Here is an 18734-nt window from a genome sequence, read left to right as displayed (position 1 = left end):
TCGGCGCATGGTCACAGTCGATCGCCTCTACACCGGACACGTCACCGCGGACGGCCCCGCCCAGCAGCGCGATGTGCCAGGGGCCCGGATCGTCAAGATGTCCGTCGGCCCGATGGACAACAACACCTACCTCGTGCAGAGCACCGCCACCGGCGCCGCGATCCTCATCGACGCCGCCAACGACGCCGCTCGCATCATCGGGCTCACCACCCAGGAAACGCCGGGCCAGGTCGACCTGATCGTCACCACCCACCAGCACCCCGACCACTGGCAGGCCCTCACCGAGGTCGCCACCGCGGTCGGTGCCCCCACCGCCGCCCACCCCCTCGACGCCGACGCCCTGCCCGTCCCGCCGGACCGCCTGCTCGCCGACGGCGACTCCGTCCGCCTCGGCGACCTCGCCCTCGAGGTCATCCACCTGCGCGGCCACACCCCCGGCTCGATCGCCCTGGCACTGGTCGACGCCGCCCACCGCACCCACCTGTTCACCGGCGACTCCCTGTTCCCCGGCGGCGTCGGCAGAACCCACAACCCCACCGACTTCGACACCCTCCTCACCGACGTCACCACCAAACTCTTCGACCGCTACCCCGACGACACCGCCGTCTACCCCGGCCACGGCGACGACACCACCCTCGGCACCGACCGCCCCCACCTCCCCGAATGGCGCGAACGCGGCTGGTGACCCAGCCCAGCGCGTCCCGCTCGGGCGCTGCGGAGTTCACCGGACCGGAATCCGGTGGTGACCGCTGACGGCACGGGCGGTCGGTGTCACCTGGCAGACTGACGAAGGTGAAATCGGGTTTCTCGCGAACGGCTACCGCCCCGGATGCCAGGCGTCCGCGTGGGCTGGTGTCGACGGTGTCGCTGTGGATCGGCCGGTTGATCGCGGGGGCCGTGGTGATCGGGATCGTGCTGGTCGCCGGGACGGCGATCCGGGTGTGGCAGGTCGCCCGGATCGACGACTACACCCCCGCCGACGCCATCGTGGTGCTCGGCGCCGCGCAGTACTCCGGCACGCCCTCGTCGGTGTTCGAAGCCAGGCTCTACCAGGCCGGACGCCTCTACGCGGCGGGAGTCGCGCCGCTGGTGATCACCGTCGGCGGCAAGCAGGAGGGCGACCTCTACACCGAGGCGGCCTCGGGCAAGGCCTACCTCGCCGACAACGGCGTACCCGGCGACCACATCCTCGCCGTGGAAACCGGCTCCGACACCCTGCGCAGCATCGAAGCCGTCGCCGACGCCATGCACGAACGCGGCTTGTCATCGGCCGTACTCGTCAGCGATCCGTGGCATTCACTCCGCACCAGGACCATGGCCAGAGACGCCGGTCTGCGCGCGTGGACCGCACCCACCCGCACCGGCCCGGCCGTCTACACCAGGGAGTCGCAGTTCCACGGCATCGCCCGCGAGACGGGGGCGCTGCTGTGGTACCAGCTCACCCATTTCTCGGCAGACTTCCCTTACGAGGCGGGACAGTGAGATGACCGACGGCTACACCCCGCACGACCGGGAACGCATGGTCCGCGAGCCCGGCAAGATCGCCTGGCCGGATGCCCCCGGCAACGGGCATCGCAGCGAGTTCTCGCGGGACCGGGCGCGCGTGCTGCACTCGGCCGCGCTGCGCCGCCTGGCCGACAAGACCCAGGTCATGGGCCCGCGCGAGGGCGACACCCCGCGCACCCGGCTGACCCATTCGCTCGAGGTCGCCCAGATCGGCCGCAGCATCGCCGACGGTCTCGGCGCCGACCCCGACCTGGTCGACCTCGCGGGCCTGGCCCACGACATCGGTCACCCGCCCTACGGCCACAACGGCGAACGCGCGCTCGACGAATTCGCCGACGAGTACGGCGGTTTCGAGGGCAACGCGCAGAACCTGCGCATCCTCACCCGCCTGGAACCCAAGGTCCTCGACGCGGCGGGGGAGAGCTCCGGCCTCAACCTCACCCGCGCCGCGCTCGACGCCACCATCAAATACCCGTGGGGCCGCGCCGGTTCCGGCACCAAGTTCGGCGCCTACGACGACGATCTCGAGCGCCTGGCCTGGATCCGCAAGGACGCGCCCGAGCGCACCCAGAGCCTGGAATGCCAGATCATGGACTGGTCCGACGACGTCGCCTACTCGGTGCACGATGTCGAGGACGGCGTGATCGTCGGCCGCATCGATCTGCGTGCCCTGGCCGACCCGGCCGAGCAGGCCGCCCTCGCCGAACAGGGGCACGGCCAGCATCCCGACCAGTCCGTCGACGCCCTCGCCGCCGCCGCGCAACGTCTGTCCGAACTCGACGTGGTCACCGAGGCCGCGCACTACGACGGCACCTTCGCCGCCTCGGTCGCGCTCAAACGGCTCACCAGCGAGCTCGTCGGCCGCTTCGCCACCGCCGCCATCGCCGCCACCCATCAGCGCTACGGTCCCGGCCCGCTGATCCGCTATCAGGCCGACCTGATCGTGCCGCCGATCGTCGCCGCCGAGGTGGCCGTGCTCAAGACCGTCGCGCTGCGCTACGTGCGCTCCGACCGCGGCCACCTGGCCCGTCAGCTCACCCAGCGCGAGCGGGTGCAGGCCGTGGCCGACCGGCTGCTCACCACCGCCCCCGCCCACCTGGACGACCAGATGCTGCCCTGGTGGAACGCCGCCACCGACGACACCGCCCGCGTGCGCGTGGTGATCGATCAGATCGCCTCCTACACCGAGAGCCGCTTCGAGCGCGTCGCCGCCTCGCTGGACTGCCGCTGAGCCGCACCCACTAGACTTCCCTCGTGGCCGGACGAATCCCAGATCGCGATATCGCGGCGATCCGCGACCGGGTCCGGATCGAGGATGTGGTCGGCGAGTACGTCGCGCTCAAGCGCGCCGGCGCCGACTCGATCAAGGGCCTGTGTCCCTTCCACGACGAGAAGTCCCCCTCGTTCCATGTGCGGCCCAACCACGGCCTGTTCCACTGCTTCGGCTGCGGCGAGGGCGGCGACGTCTACAAGTTCCTCCAGCAGATCGAGCACATCGGCTTCGTCGAGGCCGTCGAGCAGATGGCCGACCGCGTCGGTTACCAGATCAACTACGAGGGCGGCGGCACCTCGGTCCAGCGCGACCGCGGCACCCGCTCCCGGCTGGTGGCCGCCAACGCCGCCGCGCACGAGTTCTACATGGCCCAGTTGCGCGAGCCCGAAGCCGAGACCGCCCGCAAATACCTCACCGACCGCAACTTCGACGGCGCCGCCGCCCAGCAGTTCGGCTGCGGCTACGCACCCGGCGGCTGGGACGTGCTCACGAAACACCTGCAGCGCTTGGGTTTCGAGTTCAAGGAGCTGGAAGCGGCCGGGCTGTCCAAGCAGGGCAAACGCGGCCCGATCGACCGCTTCCACCGCCGCCTGCTCTGGCCCATCCGCAATCTCGGCGGCGAGGTGATCGGCTTCGGCGCGCGCAAGCTCTTCGACGACGACACCATGCCCGGCAAGTACGTGAACACGCCGGAGACGTTGCTGTACAAGAAGTCCCAGGTGCTCTTCGGTCTCGACCACGCCAAGCGCGAGATCTCCAAGGGCCACCAGGCCGTGGTCGTCGAGGGCTACACCGACGTGATGGCCATGCACCTGGCCGGGGTCAAGACCGCCGTCGCCTCCTGCGGCACCGCCTTCGGCGAGGAGCACCTGCAGGTGCTGCGCAGACTGCTCATGGACGACAACTTCTGGCGCGGCGAGATCATCTACACCTTCGACGGTGACGCCGCGGGCCAGGCCGCGGCCCTCAAGGCGTTCAGCGGCGACCAGCGCCTGGCAGGCCAGACCTACATCGCCGTCGCCCCCGACGGCCAGGACCCGTGCGAGCTGCGTCAGTACTCCGGCGACGCCGCCCTGCGCGACCTGGTCGCGCGCCGAACGCCGCTCTACGAGTTCGTGATCCGCGGTCTGCTGGCCGAACACAATCTCGACGATGTCGAGGGCCGTGTCGAGGCGTTGCGCCGGACCGTGCCCGTGGTGGCCCAGATCAAGGACAACGCCACCCGCAAGGGCTACGCCACCAAGCTGGCGGGCTGGGTCGGCTGGGACGACATCCAGCTCGTCGTGCGCCGGGTCGGCGAGGAAGCCAAGAAGAACCGGATGGGCGGCGGCGGGGCGAACGGAAAGCCCGGCCCCGCGCCGGCCGCCGCGCCCCGCGTGGAGGAGAACTCGGTCCGCCCGGCCCCCAACGATCCGGTGCTCCTGGCCCAGCGGCAAACCCTCAGTGCCGCACTGCAATACCCCGGCATCGCGGGCGTGGTATTCGACTCCATCGACACCGCCGCGTTCACCCACCCCGCCTACATCGCGGTGCGCATCATGATCGCCAAAGCCGGTGGCACCGCCGCCGGTCTCAGCGGCGCCGAATGGGTCGCCGCCGTCGCCGACCACACCGACGACCTGATGATCCGCGCCCTGGTCTCCGAACTGGCGGGCGAACAGCTCCCGGTGCGCTCCCAGAACGACACCCCGCGCTTCATCACCGGCATCCTCGCGCGCACCCAGGAGGCCTGGGTCGGCCGCCAGATCGCGGAGCTGAAGTCCAAGCTGCAACGCCTCTCGGCCAGCGAGGAACCCGACACCTACATGACGCTGTTCGGCGACCTGGTGGCGCTCGAGCAGTACCGCAAGAGCCTCGCCGCCCAGGCGATGGGCAGCGAGGGCTTCGCGGCGGGCGCCTGACTCAGCGGCGCAGCTGGTTGTGCGGGATCAGCACCGTGGTGCGCTCGTCGATGGGCTCCATCGGCTCCAGCTTGGGCTGCGTGCTCAACTTGTCCGACAGCTTCTGCCGGCTCACCGACACCAGCTTCTTGGTCACCGGCGAACCGGTCACCGCTCGCGTCGCCGCACTGATCTGCTCGTAGCGCGCGCGCCCGGCCTTGGTGCCCAGCACATACCCGGCCGCTACGCCGATGATCAACCGCAGCATCTTCTTGGAGCTCCTCCCACGTTCGTTGGCGGCTCCATCCTGCCCCAGCAGCCCCACCCCTGTCGATCCGCCCACCCATTGTCCGCACATCGTTATACGCCGCATGTCCGCAGGTAGAGCCCCGATTTGGGAACCAGCAACCCCATGCGCTAAAGTTTCATCTCGGTCAGCCCGCCAACGCAGACCACCGAGTATCAACCACTCGGAGCAATCCCCTATAGCTCAATTGGCAGAGCAGCCGACTGTTAATCGGCAGGTTTCTGGTTCGAGTCCAGATGGGGGAGCATAGCAAAACCCTTCACCGGTGTGAACTGGTGGAGGGTTTTCTCGTCTGTGGATACTCGCGTTCCCGGGCTGTCGGGTGGGATACCGCCTACGCTGTGCTGCGGCTCAGCGTCGGTGAACGGTAAGGAGTAGAGCGTGCCTCCGCCCCCTCGTAGTCGGCGTGTGCCCACGCAGGATCGGGCCAAGGTGACCCGGAACCAGATTCTCGATGCCGCGGCGGAGTTGTTCGGTGAGCGGGGGATCACCGGGACCTCGACCAATCGGATCGCGGTGGCGGCGGGGGTCAGTATCGGGACGGTGTACCGGTATTTCAGCGACCGTTCGCGGATGGTCGACGAGTTGCTGGACCGGCTGCTCACCGACATCGAAACCGCTTTCACCGCTTCGCTGTTCAAGCTCGAGGACATGTCGGTCCACGACATGTTCGCCACCATCTTCGGTGTCATCACCGATGTGCTGGTCGCCAATGCCGGGCTGGTGCGCGCGCTGATCGCCGGGGTGCAGTTCTACAGCAGCGGGTTGCCCGAGTTCGAGCCGCGGCTGCGGTTGATGATCAAGATGCTGGTCATCCGGATTCTGGGTCCGGGCGACGACCACAAGTACGACGTGATGGCCTCGGTGGTGGTCAACACCGGGTTCGCGGCTGTGCTGCGCGCTTCGGCACTCGACGTGGACGGCGACGAACGCCGCGAACTCATCGAGGCCACCGCCGGGATGGTGGCGACCTGGTTCGCCGCGAACCAGGTCGCGGAGTAGGGCGGAAGGCCCGGCGGGCGATGGCGGAAATCGGATTACTGCTGAATTGCTAACATCCCCAAGTGATTTCGGAACACAAGATGTTCTCGGTGGTGGCCGGGGCCGCGTTGATCTGCTCGATGGCGGCCTGCTCCGGTGAGAACGCGACGGCGGTTGCGCCGAGCCCGTCGGCGGCATCCACCACGAAGGCCGTGCCGGTGCAGACCGACGGCCAGCTGCCCGGCGGCACCGACGCGTCCGGCTACCGTGACTCCTTCGCCCGCTGCGCGGACACCGAACGGCTGGTCCTGCTGGTCGGTCAGACCACGGGCAGGCCGGTCACCGTCTTCCAGGGCACTCCGGTCGGCGGCGATCAGCGATTCGTCGTGTGCGAGGACCGCGCAGGCACCCGGCTGCTGCGGGCGTCGTCGCCGGGCCTGCGGCCGGACCCGTTCGAGGGCACCTTCTTCACCTTCACCGCCAACAGCCAGCAGTTCGTGGGCGTAGACGGCATGAAGATCGACCTGGCCCGCGCCACGATCACCGTCACCGACGATCCGAATCGCCCGGGAACCCGCGCGGTGACCTGGACGGTGAACGAGTACTGGAGCGCTGTCTACTAGGCGATGCCCGATATTTAGTCTCTCGAGACCAATGAAGGTGGGGAAATTCTTCGTTGGGGAGGAATTCTGGTGCGGAACGGTGGTGGGGGGTTCGGGGTCTCGAAATGACTGTTGATGTTCGGTAACGTGAACATTCCGGCCTGTTTCGGAGTGATCCGGCGTAGGTCTGTCAATGGTGACAAGTGAGGTTCGTTCATGTGTGCAGCGTCGTCGGGGGCGGAAGCGCCGGGGATTCGTGGTAGTTCGGCGCCGGGGTTCCGGGAGGCCGTCGAGCGGTTCGGGCGGTTGTTCGGGAATCGGCGCGGTGGTGGGGCGCTGGCGGTGTATCACCGGGGTGAACGGGTGGTCGACGTCTGGACCGGGTGGGCCGACGCGGCGGAGACGGTGCCCTGGCAGGAGAACACGGCGGCGCTGTCGTATTCCACGTCCAAGGGCGTGACCTCGACGGTGCTGCATCTGCTGGCCGAGCGCGGCCTGGTGGACTACGCGGCGCCGGTGGCGGAGTACTGGCCGGAGTTCGGGGTCAAGGGCAAGGCGGGGATCACCGTCGCCGAGGCGATGAGTCATCGGGCGGGGCTCTCGCGGATCGGGGTGTTCGCGCGCAGTGTCGACGAGCTCGCCGATCACGAGCTGATCGAGGATCGGCTCGCCGCGGCGGCGCCGGACCGGTTCCGGGGGATCCCGGCCTATCACGCGATCTCCTACGGCACCCTCATCGCCGGTATCGCCCGCGCGGTCACCGGCAAGAGCATGGGCGAGCTGTACCGCACCGAGCTGGCCGAACCGCTCGGGGAGAGCGGGCTGCACCTGGGTGACCCGGGGCCGGGCGCGCCGGTCACCGTGGCCAGGACGCACGGTTCGGAGATCCCGTTCGGCATTCCGCAGGCGGGCTTGATGATCAAGTTCGCCGCGCGCACGCCGGTGCCGGGTGCGGGATTCCTGCGCTCGATCTACACCGAGGGCATCGACCGGATGTCCTCCGGCCCGGAGCCGACCATCCTGCGCGGCGAGATGCCCGGCGCCAACGGCGTTTTCACCGCCCGCTCGCTGGCCGCTGTCTACAACACGATCGCCACCGAGTCGGCGCTGTTCCCGCGGGCGCGGGTGCGCACGATGGCCCGGTTGCAGTCGGTGCTGCCCGATCGCAATCTGCTGCTGCCGATGGGCTGGCGGCTGGGATACCACTCGTGGCCGGTGGTCGGCGCGCCCAACGCGTTCGGGCACGTGGGTTTCGTCGGCTCGGGTGGCTGGGCCGATCCGGCCTCGGGGCTGGCGGTCGGCTTCGTGCACAACTGGGCGCCGGAAGCGCGCCTGCTGCCGCGCGATCAGTTCGTGCTGCTGGGTCTGCTGTCGGCGGTCGTGCGCGGCGCGGGCAAGGAATCCGGCGAGGTGGTCCCGTTGCCGATGGCGGGCTGATCGACCCACCTACACGACGATGCCGCCGGCGAGGGTTCACCGGCGGCATCATCGGTCTTCCGGGACGTTCCGCCGCGCGCGGACCGTCCCGGACGGGTCAGGAGCGCAGCGCGCGCAGTTCGTCCAGCTCGCCCCGCAGGGCGTCGGTGGACGCCGCGTCGGTGAGGGCGGTGCTCAGCTCGGTCGACGCCGCCGCGATCACCTCCGCGACTCGGGACCGGATCGCGGTGTCGGTGGCCGCGAGCGCGGTGAACAGCTCGGCGAGCGCGTGCCGTCGCGCGGCCACCGTCACCAGCCGGTCCAGCTCCCGCTGATCGAGCGCGTCGACGAGCACGGTGGCCAGGCGGGCGCGCAGGTCCTCACCCACCCGGGCCAGCACCGACAGCGCGGCGAGCAGCGTCTCGTCGGTGCCGGTCGCGGCCGCGCGGACGATGGTCTCCTGTCGGGCGGCAGGCAGCCTGCGCACCACCTCGTCGAGCCGGGCGGAATCGGCGGTGGTCGCCACCGTGCGCAGCAGGCCGACGTCGTCGGAGATGCCCTGTTCCAGGTCGTCGACCAGCGCGTCGGTGGCGAACTCGATGAAGCGGCCCGCGGTGATGTAGTCCTGGCGGCGCAGCAGCTCGACGGCGGTCGGGATCAGCATCCCGCCCGAGAGCCGGGGCGCGAGCGCGGCCACGGTGCGCGGGTCCAGGTGCGGCGCGGCGTCGGCCAGATAGGTCGCGGGCAGCGCGGAGAGCACCTCGGCGACCCGGTCGGGTTGGGCGATCCCCAGCGAGCCACCCGCGCGTCCCGCCACCTCGGGCGGAATCGCGGAGACGGCGATCTTGACCAGCAGCGCGGTGGGAACCAGCGGCGACAGCTTGGACAGCCGCGCGAACACGGGCTCGTCGGCGTCGAAGAGCAAGCCCGACAACCGTTCCCGCAGGACGCGCAGATCGTCGGCGCCGAGCCGGGCGAGACCGGCGAGCTCGTCGGGCCCGGCCTCCAGGGTCTGGGTGAGCTGGGTGAGCTGGCCGTGGGTGAGCAGATCGGTCATGGCTACTTTCCGAACATGATCTTGCGGGCGGGTATGCGCACGAGCCGGGGCAGGAAACCGAGGATGTCGTCGATCGCGCGGTCGAGGTCGGTGCGACGGCGCTGCCGGGTGGTCTGGTACAGCGTGAGGACCGTGACCGCTTCGTCCTGGGTGAGCCGGGAGAGGACGTCGGCCGGTTCGCCGCCGAGTTCGGCGAGCAGGACCGTGGTGGCGTCGGACAAGGGGGAATTCTCCTTCGGATCGTCGAAGGACAAGTATCGAATCCGGAAATCGGCCTTGTCACTGCACGCGAGGGAGAAAGGCGCTCGGCCGCTTTTGTCGTGGGAAACGAAAATTCCGCGCGGTTATTCGTTGTCGGGAATGCCCGCCGGGGGATAGAGCTGATACACCGTCAACGCGGCGGCCAGCATGCGCGAGTCATAGGGGTCGGACGGGTCGAATCCGGTGAGATCCGCGACCCGGCGCAAGCGATAACTGAAACTGTTCGGATGCAGGTGGACGGCGGCGGCCGCGCGTTTGCGATCCCAGCCGAACCGGATGTGCGCGTGCAGCGCTTCGAGCAGATGCGGGTGCTCGAGCAGCGGCAGGATGCGGGTGGCGAGCCGGTCGCGGGCGGGCCCGGGGCGGGTGAGCTGGAATTCGAGCATCAGATCGTCGATGGTGTAGGTGCCGGTCGGTTTGCCCAGGCTCAGCGCCAGCTCGGACAATTCGCCGATCTCCTGCACGGCCTGGGGCAGGCACGTGCGGGCGATCGCGTGGAACTCGAGCACGATCACGGAGGTGCCCAGCCGCTGGGAGAGTTCTGCGGCGACGTGCCCGTAGCGCACCTCGTCGGTGCCGTCCGGCGGGGGCGGTAGCAGGACGTAGCCGGTGGTGCCGTCGAAGGTGTGCAGCGGGCTCATCCCGGACAGGTCGTCGAGCATCTCCCTGGCAACGCGCACGCGGCGCCGGGCGACGACGTCGTCGGCGAAGCTCGCGCGGCGGTCGCCCGGCGGGACCTGCACCGAGAGCAGGTCGTAGGTGTCGGCGAGCGCGATATCGGCGCGGATCGCGAGTTCCTCGGCCGGGCCGCCGTGCAGCAGCGCCGAGGACAGTTCCCGCCGAGCCTCCCGCTCGGCGCCGAAGATCGACTGGACGACCTCGGCGTGCGTCTCGGCCATGATGATGTTGATCTGTTCGAGCAGGTCGAGCAGCAGATCGGAGAGCCCGATCAGGTCCGGGAGGTCACCGGGCTCGGCCAGCGCCGCGATCTCACCCCAGAGCCGGTGCACCCCGCCGAAGAAGGCCTTGACCCCTAGTCTGAGTGGGATGCGCTCTTCGGCCTGGCGGGTGACCACCGGGACGACCAGCATGGCGATCCGGTCGGGGTCCAGATCGCGGTGCTCGTCGATCGCCTGCAGGATCTCGCCGACCACCCCCACGATGGCCGGTGCCACGTCCTCCTCGAAGTGACCCGGCGGCAGCTGTTCGGTGCCGGCGACCTGGGCCAGGCTCGCGTCGAGCAAGTCGGTCGCCAGTCCGGCCAGCCGGGGAATGGCCCGGCCGATGAGTGGCGTCTCGAGGCTGAGGGGACGATCGGTCGACATCGGCTGATTGTGGCCCTCGAACAGTTTCCCGCAAAATTCCCGCGAACTGGTCATTCGCCCAGTTTTGTGGTATGGCGTGAGCGGGCGGCTTTAGTCTCCAGAGACTAATCGGAGGGGGCATGTTCTCGTCATCGTGCAGTGACAGCACGATGCGCCGCCCCCTAGATTCGTACCTCGTCACAGTTATGGCCCGGATCACAATCGGGTAGTTCGCGAGGGAAGGGCACCGGAGCATTGGCGGAAGACCCTCCCGGCGGATCCCCTGCGACCGCGGCGCTATCCGATCGCGCGGCCGTCCCGGGTCTGCCCCGGTTGATCCGCGCGAACGTCACCGGCACGCTCGGTTCGGCGGTGCGCACCCTCGGTCGGGCCGTGGTGCTCGCGGTGTCGTCGGTGTTCGGTGCCTGCACCGATATCGCCGCCCGCAAGCTGCAATGGCGTGAGATCCTCACCCAGGCCTGGCGTCTGGTGACCGTCACCGCCCTGCCCGCGATTCTCATGGCGGTGCCGTTCGGGGTGATCGTCTCGGTGCAGGTGGGCAATCTCATCCACACCCTCGGCGCCGACTCGCTGCTCGGCGCCACCGGCGGCCTGGGGGTGATCAAGCAGGGCGCGCCCATGGCGACCGGCTTCCTGCTCGGCGGCGCGGGCGCCTCGGCCATCGCCGCCGATCTCGGCGCGCGCACCATCCGCGAGGAGATCGACGCGCTGCACACCATGGGCATCAGCCCGGTGCACCGGCTGGTCATCCCGCGGATGATCGCCATGGTGCTGGTGGCGCCGCTGCTCAATATCCTCATCATCTTCGTGGGCGTGCTGGCCGGATACATGGTGGCGATCGGCGGGCAGAACGTGACGCCCGGTAGTTACTGGGCGACCTTCGGGTCGTTCACCACCGTGGCCGATGTGTGGGTCTCGCTGGTCAAGGCGGTGATCTTCGGGTTCCTGGTGGTGATGATCGCCTGCCAGCGCGGGCTCGAGGCCAAGGGCGGACCGCGCGGCGTGGCCGACGCGGTGAACGCCTCGGTGGTGCTCTCGGTGGTCTGCATCGTCGTGGTCAATCTCGCGATCACCCAGGTGAGCGCCATGTTCCTGCCGACGAGGCTGGCATGAGCTCCTCCTACGCGCCCTGGGGACTGGGCCGCCTCGAGCGCTGGCGCCGCAACGGCGGCCTCACCCGCCCGCTCGAAAACCTCGGCTTCGCTTTGGGTTTCGTGTGGCAGGCGCTCTCGGCGATCCCGCTGACCCTGCGCCGCTACCGCGCCGAGACCCTGCGCTCGATCTCCGGGATGACCTGGGGCAGTGGCTCGGTGATCGTCGGCGGCGGCACGGTGCCGATGATGATCGTGCTCGGCCTGGCCATGGGCGGTTCGGTGGCGGTGGAGTCCTTCGCCACCCTGAACATGCTCGGGATGGGCCCGGTGACCGGCCTGATCTCGGCCTACGCCACCACCCGTGAGCTCGCCCCCATCGCCGCCGCGATCGGTTTCGCCGCGCAGGCGGGCTGCCGGATGACCGCCGAGATCGGCTCCATGCGGATCTCCGAGGAGATCGACGCCATCGAGGCGCTGGGCCTGCGCTCGATCCCGTTCGTGGTGACCACCCGGGTGATCGCCGGCGCGATCGCGATCGTGCCGACCTTCCTGATCGGGCTGATCCTGTCGTATCTGTCCTGCCGGGCGGTGATCACGATGGTGCACGGCCAGTCCGCCGGCGTCTACGACCACTATTTCTTCCAGTTCGTCACCGGGTTCGACATCGTCGCCGCGGTGGTGAAGGTCGCGATCTTCGCGACGGTGGTGATCCTGATCCAGTGCTACTACGGCTTTTTCGCCGCCGGGGGCCCGCAGGGTGTCGGTATCGCGTCCGGCCGGGCGGTGCGCGCCAGTTTCGTCGCGATCATCGCCATCGACATGTTGCTGTCCATCGCGTTGTGGGGATTCAACGCCGCCATCGACTTCACGGGGTAGGGGATGCCGAATTACGGATTGCCGGGGGTGGCCATCGGGCAGCGCGCGGCGCTGGTGGTGGGGGCCGTGGCCGTCGTCGCCGTCGCGGCGGGGCTGCTCGGCTGGCGGGTCGCCACGCACGGCGAGGAACTCGCGGGCATCGAGGTCGTGTTGCGCACCGAGCGACTCGGGGACGGGATCGTCGTCGGGACCCGGGTGCGCGCCGACGGCGTGGTGGTCGGGAAGGTCACCGGGATCGACCCGGCGGGGACGGGCCGCCAGACGGTCACCCTGGATGTCGACCGCGATCAGCTCGCCGGGATCGACGACAGCATGACCGTCGACTACGCGACCTCGAACCTGTTCGGCATCAGCGAGATCCAGTTGCGGCCCGGCCGTGGGGGAGCGCCGCTGCGCAGCGGCTCGGTGGTCGACCTGACCGGCCCGCGATCCGGCGACGCCGCCGACGCGACGATGGGCGCCCTGCTGCGCGGCCTGTCCACGGTCGGTGACCAGGCGCTGGTCGCCCGGGCCGCGGTCGTGCTCGACCAGCTCGCCACCGACACCGAGGCCTTCACCCCGCTGCTACAGGCCATGGTCGTCGCCGGGCGCACCGTGGCCGATCACCAGACCCTGCCGCCCTCGTTCCAGCTCGAGCAGCTCGGCACGGCACTGGGCGGTGTCGCGCCGTTCGCGGGCGCCACGGTCGACGTGATCGACCGTGTCTACCGGATCGACGCGCTGCGCGAGGACCGTCCGCGCTTCGACGCCACCGTGAGCATGGTGGTCGAGCAGCTGTTCCCGGCCTTGCAGACGATGCTGAACCACGCGGGTGAGCAGTTCCCCGCCTATGCCGCGATGGCGGTGCCGCTGCTGTCCGCGGTGGCGAACGCCGTCCCCGATCCGCAGCGCAGCAGTGCCGAGCTCACCGCGCTGCTGGCGAATCTGCGCTCGGCCTTCAGCGATTCCCCGGCGGGTCCGGTGCTCAACGTCGACGTGGATCTGCGCATCGCGCCGGTCCCGATGATCCCGCTGCTGGCCGGGCAGGGGGTGCCGCGATGACCTCGGTCGGTGGAGCCGCCTGGCGGCTGGTGCTCTTCGCCGCGACGATGCTCGCGGTGCTGGGACTGGTGGTCACCGCCATCCAGCGGCCCGTCGCGGGGGACACGGTGGCCTACCGGGCCGTGTTCACCGATGTGAACGGCTTGAAGACCGGTGACGACATCCGCCTCTACGGCGTGCAGATCGGCAAGGTGAACGACATCTCGCTGCGCGGCACCGAGGCCGTGATCGGCTTCACGGTGCGCGAAGGCACTGCCGTGCACGCGAACTCGCGCCTGGCGATCCGCTACCAGAACCTCACCGGGCAGCGCTACGTCGACCTGCAGCAACCGGAAGCCCCGGCCGGGACGACCCCGGCGGGTGCCACCATCGGCACCGACCGCACGATCCCGTCCTTCGATGTGACGGCCCTGTTCAACGGCTTGAAGCCGGTGCTGGCGACCCTGTCACCCGAGGCACTGAACCAGTTCACCACCAGCCTGCTCGCGGTGATCGAGGGCGACGGCGCGGGCATCGGTCCCGCGCTGGCGGCCATCGGCACCCTCAGCGGCTATGTCACCGATCGGCAGGCGGTGATCACCACGCTGATCAGCAATCTCGCCGGGATCTCCGACGCGCTCGGCGGCCGGTCCCAGCACCTGGTGACCCTGCTGGCGAAGCTGGCCGACGTGTTCACCTCGCTGCAGATCAAGATCGACGGCCTGGTCGACTTCGCGTTGACGGCCCCACCGGTGCTCGGCCCGGTCGACTCCCTGCTGGCGACCTTCGGCCTGACCGAGGACGAGAACCCCGACCTGGCCGCCGCGCTGGGCCAGGCGGTGCCCGATCCGGCCGCGGTCGCCGAGGTCCTCGGCAAGCTGCCCTCGCTGCTCGCGGGCCTGCGCGCCGCGCTGCCCGCCACCGGCGCGACCGTGGACAAGACCTGTACCAAGGGCGCGGCCGAGGTGCCCGCACCCGCGGCCATCCTGTTCTCCGGACAGCAGGTATCGGTATGTCGCGGCTGACCCGGGCCATCGCCCGCGTGCGCGCGCTGGTCACCAGCCGCGACGAGACGGCGGTGCGGCGCGCCGAATGGTGGGTCGGCGTGGCCGGAATCGTCGGGCTGGTACTGGTCCTGCTGGCGGTGGGCGTGCTGTACGCGGTGCCCTTCGGCAAACGGACCTACACCGCGCTGCTGCCCGAGGCCCAGGCCGTGCAGGTCGGCGACGACGTGCGCCTGGCCGGGGTGCCGGTCGGCTCGGTGACCGGGCTCGAGCTCACCGACGACGACGTCGAGATGACCTTCACCGTCGACGGCGACGTCTTCGTCGGCGCCGAGACCGGCCTGGACATCCGCATGCTCACCATCGTCGGCGGACACTACGTCGCCCTGATGCCCGCGGGCACCAGCCCGCTGGGCGACACCCCGATCCCCGCCGACCGGGTGCGCCTGCCCTACAACCTGGCCCAGGCCTTCCAGGACGCCGTCGAGCCGGTCCGGGCGATCGACGGCGACCAGGTGCGGGCCAACCTCGAGGCGCTGGGTGCCTCGATCACCGCGAGCCCGGACGGCGTCCGCGAGACCGTCGCCGGGATCGGGCAGTTCGTCGCCGCGCTGGACCGTCAGCGCGAGGAGGTCGCCAAGGCGATCGCCATCGCGGACGAACAGCTCGGTGCCGTCGACCAGGCGCGCGGTGAACTCGGCAGGCTGGTCGAGAAGATCTCCCTGCTGGAGACGGTGCTGGCCGACAAACAGAGCGAGGTCAGGACCGCGGTGGAACAGCTCGACCGGGTGGTCAGCCGCCTCGCCGGTGTCCAGCCGTCCTGGGAATCGACCCTGCAACCGCTGGCGCGCAAGCTCGCCGACGCCGTGCCCGAACTCATCGCCCTCGGTGACCGCCTGCAGCCCGTCATCGACGGCGTGCACGGGCTGGCCCAGGAATTGGGCGCGCTGGTGCCGGTGCCGGGCACGGTGGTCGTCGACCAGTCGGCGCTCACGGTGGACCCGGTGTGTGTGCCGGTTCCGGGAAGGGTGTGCTGATGCTGCGCAGGCTGGTCTCCTCACGCGGGTTCGTCTCCGTCGTCGCCACTCTCACGGTGTCGCTGCTGGCGGTCGCCGCCTATCTGCTGGTCCTGCGCCCGCCGGTGGCGACCCGGGCCTACTGCGCGGTGCTGCCCGACACCATCGGGCTCTACGTCGGCAATCACGTCACCCTGCGCGGCATGACCGTCGGGGAGGTCACCGCGATCGATCCGCGCGGCGCGACGGTGCGGGTCGACTTCACCGTCGACGAACGCCACCCGGTACCCGCCGACGCCGCGGCCGTCACGGTCTCGGACACCATCGTCGCCGACCGGGAACTGGCCGTGCTGCCCGGCGGCGCCCCCGGCGGAGCCCGCGACGCCAACGGCTGCCTCACCAGGACACTCACCCCCAAGAGCATGACCCAGACCCTCGACGCCGTCGCCGGGCTGGCCCGCCAGACGCTCGGTTCCGAGCCGGGCACGCGTGACGCGCTGCGCCGCGGGCTGGCCGCGCTCGACAGCGCCACGGCGGGAACCGGACCCGAGGTCAATGCCGGGATCACCGATCTGGCGGCCCTGCTCGACAGCCCCGACGCCGCGATCGCGCACCTGGGCGGTGTCATCGACTCGCTCGCTGCGATCTCGGGCAGCGTGGCCGACCGCTGGGGTGACATCCGGTTGATGCTGACCCGGCTGGCCACCGTCCTCGACCAGGTGAACAACGAATTGTTCAGCCGCACCGTCGAGATCATCGACGGGTTCCAGCGGGTGCTCCCGATGCTCAACGAGATCACCACGATGTTCGGTGATCCGATCTTCCGGGTGCTCGACGCCACGGTCCCGCTCGTGCGGCTGATCCGGCTCAATGTGGACACCCTGCGCGACATCGCGGTCCGGGTGCCCGTGCTGACCGCGGCCGTCACCGCGGCGGCCGACCCGGCCCGCGGGATCGACTACGCCGCACCGCAGGTCGCGCTGCCTCCGGAGCTGGCGGCCCAGGTGTGCGCGTCGGTCGGCGACCCACAGTGCGATCCCGCGCGGATCCCCTTGTCGCGGCTGGTATTCGGATTGGCAGGAGGGCGATGAAGGACTCGTTGCGGGCACGCCGGTGGCGTTCGGTGACGGTGGTGACCGTCGCCGCCGTGCTGGCGCTCACCGGGTGCGGGTTCGATCCCGCGTCCGTGCCGGTACCCGGCTCGAATGTCGCGGGCGCGACCTATCCGGTGCGGATCGAGTTCGCGAACGCGCTCAATCTGCCCGCCAGGGCGAAGGTGATGGCCGACGGCGTCCGGGTCGGGACGGTGTCGAACGTCGAGGTGGTCGACGCCGCCTCCGGTGGTTACGTGGTGGTCACCACCGACATCACCGACTCGGTCGTGCTGCGCGCCGACACCGTCGCCCAGTTGCGCCAGAACACCGTCCTCGGTGACATCCACATCGAACTCACGGCCACCCCGGGCGGGCATGCCCCCGAACTCGGCCCCGGCGGGGTGATCCCGCGGGCGCAGACCAAGCCCGCCGCCCAGATCGAGGACACTCTCGCCGGGCTGTCCACCCTGGTCCAGGGCGGGGCGATCACCCGCTTCCAGGACATCGTCGACCAGCTCAACACGGTGCTCCCGGACGATCCGGCAGAGACCCGCCGCATCGCCCAGGTGATCGGGTCCGACATCCAGGATCTCGCGGCGAACCTACACGCGGCCGACGCCCTGCTCGACGGCATGAGCCGCACCGCCGACACCGTCGAAGCCAGGAAAGAGATACTCGCCGAGCTGCTCACCGAACCCGGGGTCGCCCAGGCCTCGGCCGCGGTCGCCTCCGTCGTCAACGTGGTCGGGGTGCTCGGCGCGCTCGGGACCGTGGCGCACTCGCTGGCCTGGCTGGCGCCGCTGGCCGCCTCCGGTGACGCGGCGGCCAGGGCGTTCGTGCCGCTGGCGCTCACCGGCAGGCCGCTGGACCTGTCGGCACCGTCGAACCTCAACGCCCTGGTGGCGTTGATCCGCGACCGGATCATCCCGTTCGTCGAACGGGGGCCGAAGGTGAACGTCACCGGCGCGCGGGTCGGCACGAGCCAGGACGGTCCGGCGGGCACCGAGAACCAGATCGACGCGATCACCCAGGCGCTGCGGATGATCGGGGCGGTGCGATGAAGCCCGGCCCGCTGCTGTCGCTGCTCGGCATCGCGGTGATCTCCCTGGTCGGCGTGGGCTATCTGACCTTCGGGGTGGTGCGCTACGAACCGCTGCGCGACCGGTTCGCCGCCACCCTGGAACTCCCGGATTCGGCCGGGCTGCAACCGGGTTCGCCGATCCTGCTGCGCGGTGTCGAGGTCGGCTCGGTGACCGGGGTGCGGCGGTCGCGCGAGCAGGTCGAGGTGCGTTTCGAGATCGACGGACGCTACGAGATCCCGGTCGACAGCACCGTGTTCATCGAATCGCTGTCCGGGCTCGGCGAGCCGTATGTGGTGTTCGCGCCGAGTTCCCCGCAGGGCCCGTACCTGCGTGACGGGCAGACACTGGCGGGGGAGCGCATCCGCGCGCCGATACCCCTCGCGGAGGTGGCCCGGCTGGTCACCGCGGCGATGGATCAGCTCGACCCGCAGGTCCTCGACCGGCTGGTCGGCACGGCCGAGGCCGCCCTGCGCGACACCGGGCAGCTGGTGCCGCGGCTGGCGCGCGCCGGTGACCTGGTGGCGGCGATGCTGATGAGCCGCGCGGCCACCTACGGCGAGCTGCTCACCGATCTCGAGCGGATCACTCCCGACATGACCTGGGCCGGGCCCTCGTTCGAGGCCGCCGCGCCGAAATTCGTCGAGTTCGGTCAGCGCGTCGACGAGATCGCCGAGGCGGTGCAGCGGCTGGCGAGCACCGGGAACACACCGGAGATGTATGTCGAGGGCCACGGCCTGGTCCCGTTCCTCGACCAGCTGACCGATTGGATCGACCGGGCGGGCCCGGAACTCGCGCCACTGGCCCCCGCGCTGCAACCACTCGCCGACGCCGCCACCGACTCGGCGAGCCGGCTGGACCTGAGCGCGCTGATCGGTTCCGCGGCTGCCGCCAGTGCCCCCGCCGGGGCCCTGCACCTGCGGATCAACGTCAAATAGCAAGG

General features: G+C 70.1%; 19 protein-coding genes and 1 tRNA gene. 16 read left to right on the top strand and 4 right to left on the bottom strand.

Annotated elements, in window-relative coordinates; translation table 11 throughout:
• Positions 1-7 precede the first annotated feature (7 nt).
• The 4 genes from ACFC06_RS24620 to dnaG all read left to right on the top strand — a co-directional run bounded on the left by ACFC06_RS24620 (position 8) and on the right by dnaG (position 4680).
• Positions 8-685, top strand: coding sequence for an MBL fold metallo-hydrolase (locus ACFC06_RS24620; RefSeq protein WP_375936216.1), 678 nt, complete (start codon positions 8-10; stop codon positions 683-685).
• A 167-nt stretch (positions 686-852) separates the two neighbouring features.
• Positions 853-1482, top strand: a complete 630-nt coding sequence (locus ACFC06_RS24615; protein WP_375937305.1) for a YdcF family protein — start codon at positions 853-855, stop codon at positions 1480-1482.
• Between the two features lies 1 nt (position 1483).
• A complete protein-coding gene (locus ACFC06_RS24610; protein ID WP_375936213.1) occupies positions 1484-2737 on the top strand; it encodes a deoxyguanosinetriphosphate triphosphohydrolase in 1254 nt (417 codons plus the stop codon).
• Between the two features lie 23 nt (positions 2738-2760).
• Positions 2761-4680, top strand: a complete 1920-nt coding sequence (dnaG, locus tag ACFC06_RS24605; RefSeq protein ID WP_375936210.1) for a DNA primase — start codon at positions 2761-2763, stop codon at positions 4678-4680.
• A 1-nt stretch (position 4681) separates the two neighbouring features.
• Here dnaG and ACFC06_RS24600 read toward each other — a convergent pair whose 3' ends face one another.
• The gene (locus ACFC06_RS24600; RefSeq protein WP_278262736.1) at positions 4682-4927 is read right to left on the bottom strand and encodes a hypothetical protein; all 246 of its coding nucleotides are present in this window, start codon (positions 4925-4927) and stop codon (positions 4682-4684) included.
• A 211-nt stretch (positions 4928-5138) separates the two neighbouring features.
• Here ACFC06_RS24600 and ACFC06_RS24595 point away from each other — a divergent pair.
• The 4 genes from ACFC06_RS24595 (at position 5139) to ACFC06_RS24580 (ending at position 7986) form a co-directional block, all read left to right on the top strand.
• Positions 5139-5211: transfer RNA gene (locus ACFC06_RS24595), tRNA-Asn, on the top strand.
• A gap of 187 nt (positions 5212-5398) precedes the next feature.
• Positions 5399-5968, top strand: coding sequence for a TetR/AcrR family transcriptional regulator (locus ACFC06_RS24590; RefSeq protein ID WP_375936207.1), 570 nt, complete (start codon positions 5399-5401; stop codon positions 5966-5968).
• 62 nt (positions 5969-6030) lie between these two features.
• Positions 6031-6570, top strand: a complete 540-nt coding sequence (locus tag ACFC06_RS24585) for a hypothetical protein (protein WP_375936204.1) — start codon at positions 6031-6033, stop codon at positions 6568-6570.
• A 195-nt stretch (positions 6571-6765) separates the two neighbouring features.
• A complete protein-coding gene (locus ACFC06_RS24580; RefSeq protein WP_375936201.1) occupies positions 6766-7986 on the top strand; it encodes a serine hydrolase domain-containing protein in 1221 nt (406 codons plus the stop codon).
• Between the two features lie 97 nt (positions 7987-8083).
• Here ACFC06_RS24580 and ACFC06_RS24575 read toward each other — a convergent pair whose 3' ends face one another.
• The 3 genes from ACFC06_RS24575 to ACFC06_RS24565 all read right to left on the bottom strand — a co-directional run bounded on the left by ACFC06_RS24575 (position 8084) and on the right by ACFC06_RS24565 (position 10608).
• Positions 8084-9022, bottom strand: coding sequence for a hypothetical protein (locus ACFC06_RS24575; protein ID WP_375936198.1), 939 nt, complete (start codon positions 9020-9022; stop codon positions 8084-8086).
• 2 nt (positions 9023-9024) lie between these two features.
• Positions 9025-9243: a hypothetical protein gene (locus ACFC06_RS24570; RefSeq protein WP_375936196.1), complete on the bottom strand. Its 219-nt coding sequence runs from the start codon at positions 9241-9243 to the stop codon at positions 9025-9027.
• A 123-nt stretch (positions 9244-9366) separates the two neighbouring features.
• Entirely contained in the window at positions 9367-10608 is a 1242-nt protein-coding gene (locus ACFC06_RS24565) for a PucR family transcriptional regulator (protein WP_375936193.1), read from the bottom strand.
• A 312-nt stretch (positions 10609-10920) separates the two neighbouring features.
• Between ACFC06_RS24565 and ACFC06_RS24560 the strand changes: the two genes are divergently transcribed.
• From ACFC06_RS24560 to ACFC06_RS24525, 8 genes are read left to right on the top strand one after another with little or no spacing between them, the layout of a single operon-like run.
• Positions 10921-11721: an MlaE family ABC transporter permease gene (locus ACFC06_RS24560; protein ID WP_375936190.1), complete on the top strand. Its 801-nt coding sequence runs from the start codon at positions 10921-10923 to the stop codon at positions 11719-11721.
• Positions 11718-12578, top strand: coding sequence for an ABC transporter permease (locus ACFC06_RS24555; protein WP_375936187.1), 861 nt, complete (start codon positions 11718-11720; stop codon positions 12576-12578). Before ACFC06_RS24560 ends, ACFC06_RS24555 begins: the two co-directional genes overlap by 4 nt.
• Before the next feature lie 3 nt (positions 12579-12581).
• Positions 12582-13619: an MlaD family protein gene (locus ACFC06_RS24550; RefSeq protein WP_375936184.1), complete on the top strand. Its 1038-nt coding sequence runs from the start codon at positions 12582-12584 to the stop codon at positions 13617-13619.
• A complete protein-coding gene (locus ACFC06_RS24545) occupies positions 13616-14623 on the top strand; it encodes an MCE family protein (RefSeq protein WP_375936181.1) in 1008 nt (335 codons plus the stop codon). Before ACFC06_RS24550 ends, ACFC06_RS24545 begins: the two co-directional genes overlap by 4 nt.
• Complete coding sequence (locus ACFC06_RS24540; RefSeq protein ID WP_375936178.1) at positions 14611-15639, top strand: MlaD family protein; 1029 nt, start codon at positions 14611-14613, stop codon at positions 15637-15639. Before ACFC06_RS24545 ends, ACFC06_RS24540 begins: the two co-directional genes overlap by 13 nt.
• Entirely contained in the window at positions 15639-16709 is a 1071-nt protein-coding gene (locus ACFC06_RS24535; RefSeq protein ID WP_375936175.1) for an MlaD family protein, read from the top strand. Before ACFC06_RS24540 ends, ACFC06_RS24535 begins: the two co-directional genes overlap by 1 nt.
• Positions 16706-17773, top strand: a complete 1068-nt coding sequence (locus ACFC06_RS24530; RefSeq protein ID WP_375936172.1) for an MlaD family protein — start codon at positions 16706-16708, stop codon at positions 17771-17773. The genes ACFC06_RS24535 and ACFC06_RS24530 overlap by 4 nt, the downstream gene beginning before the upstream one ends.
• Positions 17770-18729, top strand: a complete 960-nt coding sequence (locus ACFC06_RS24525) for an MlaD family protein (protein ID WP_375936169.1) — start codon at positions 17770-17772, stop codon at positions 18727-18729. The genes ACFC06_RS24530 and ACFC06_RS24525 overlap by 4 nt, the downstream gene beginning before the upstream one ends.
• The last annotated feature ends 5 nt before the right edge of the window (positions 18730-18734 follow it).

This window comes from Nocardia sp. NPDC056064 (assembly GCF_042266925.1).
Lineage (GTDB): Bacteria > Actinomycetota > Actinomycetes > Mycobacteriales > Mycobacteriaceae > Nocardia.
The sequence above is the reverse complement of the archived record's forward strand: the minus strand, read 5'-3'. Positions and strand labels throughout refer to the sequence as shown.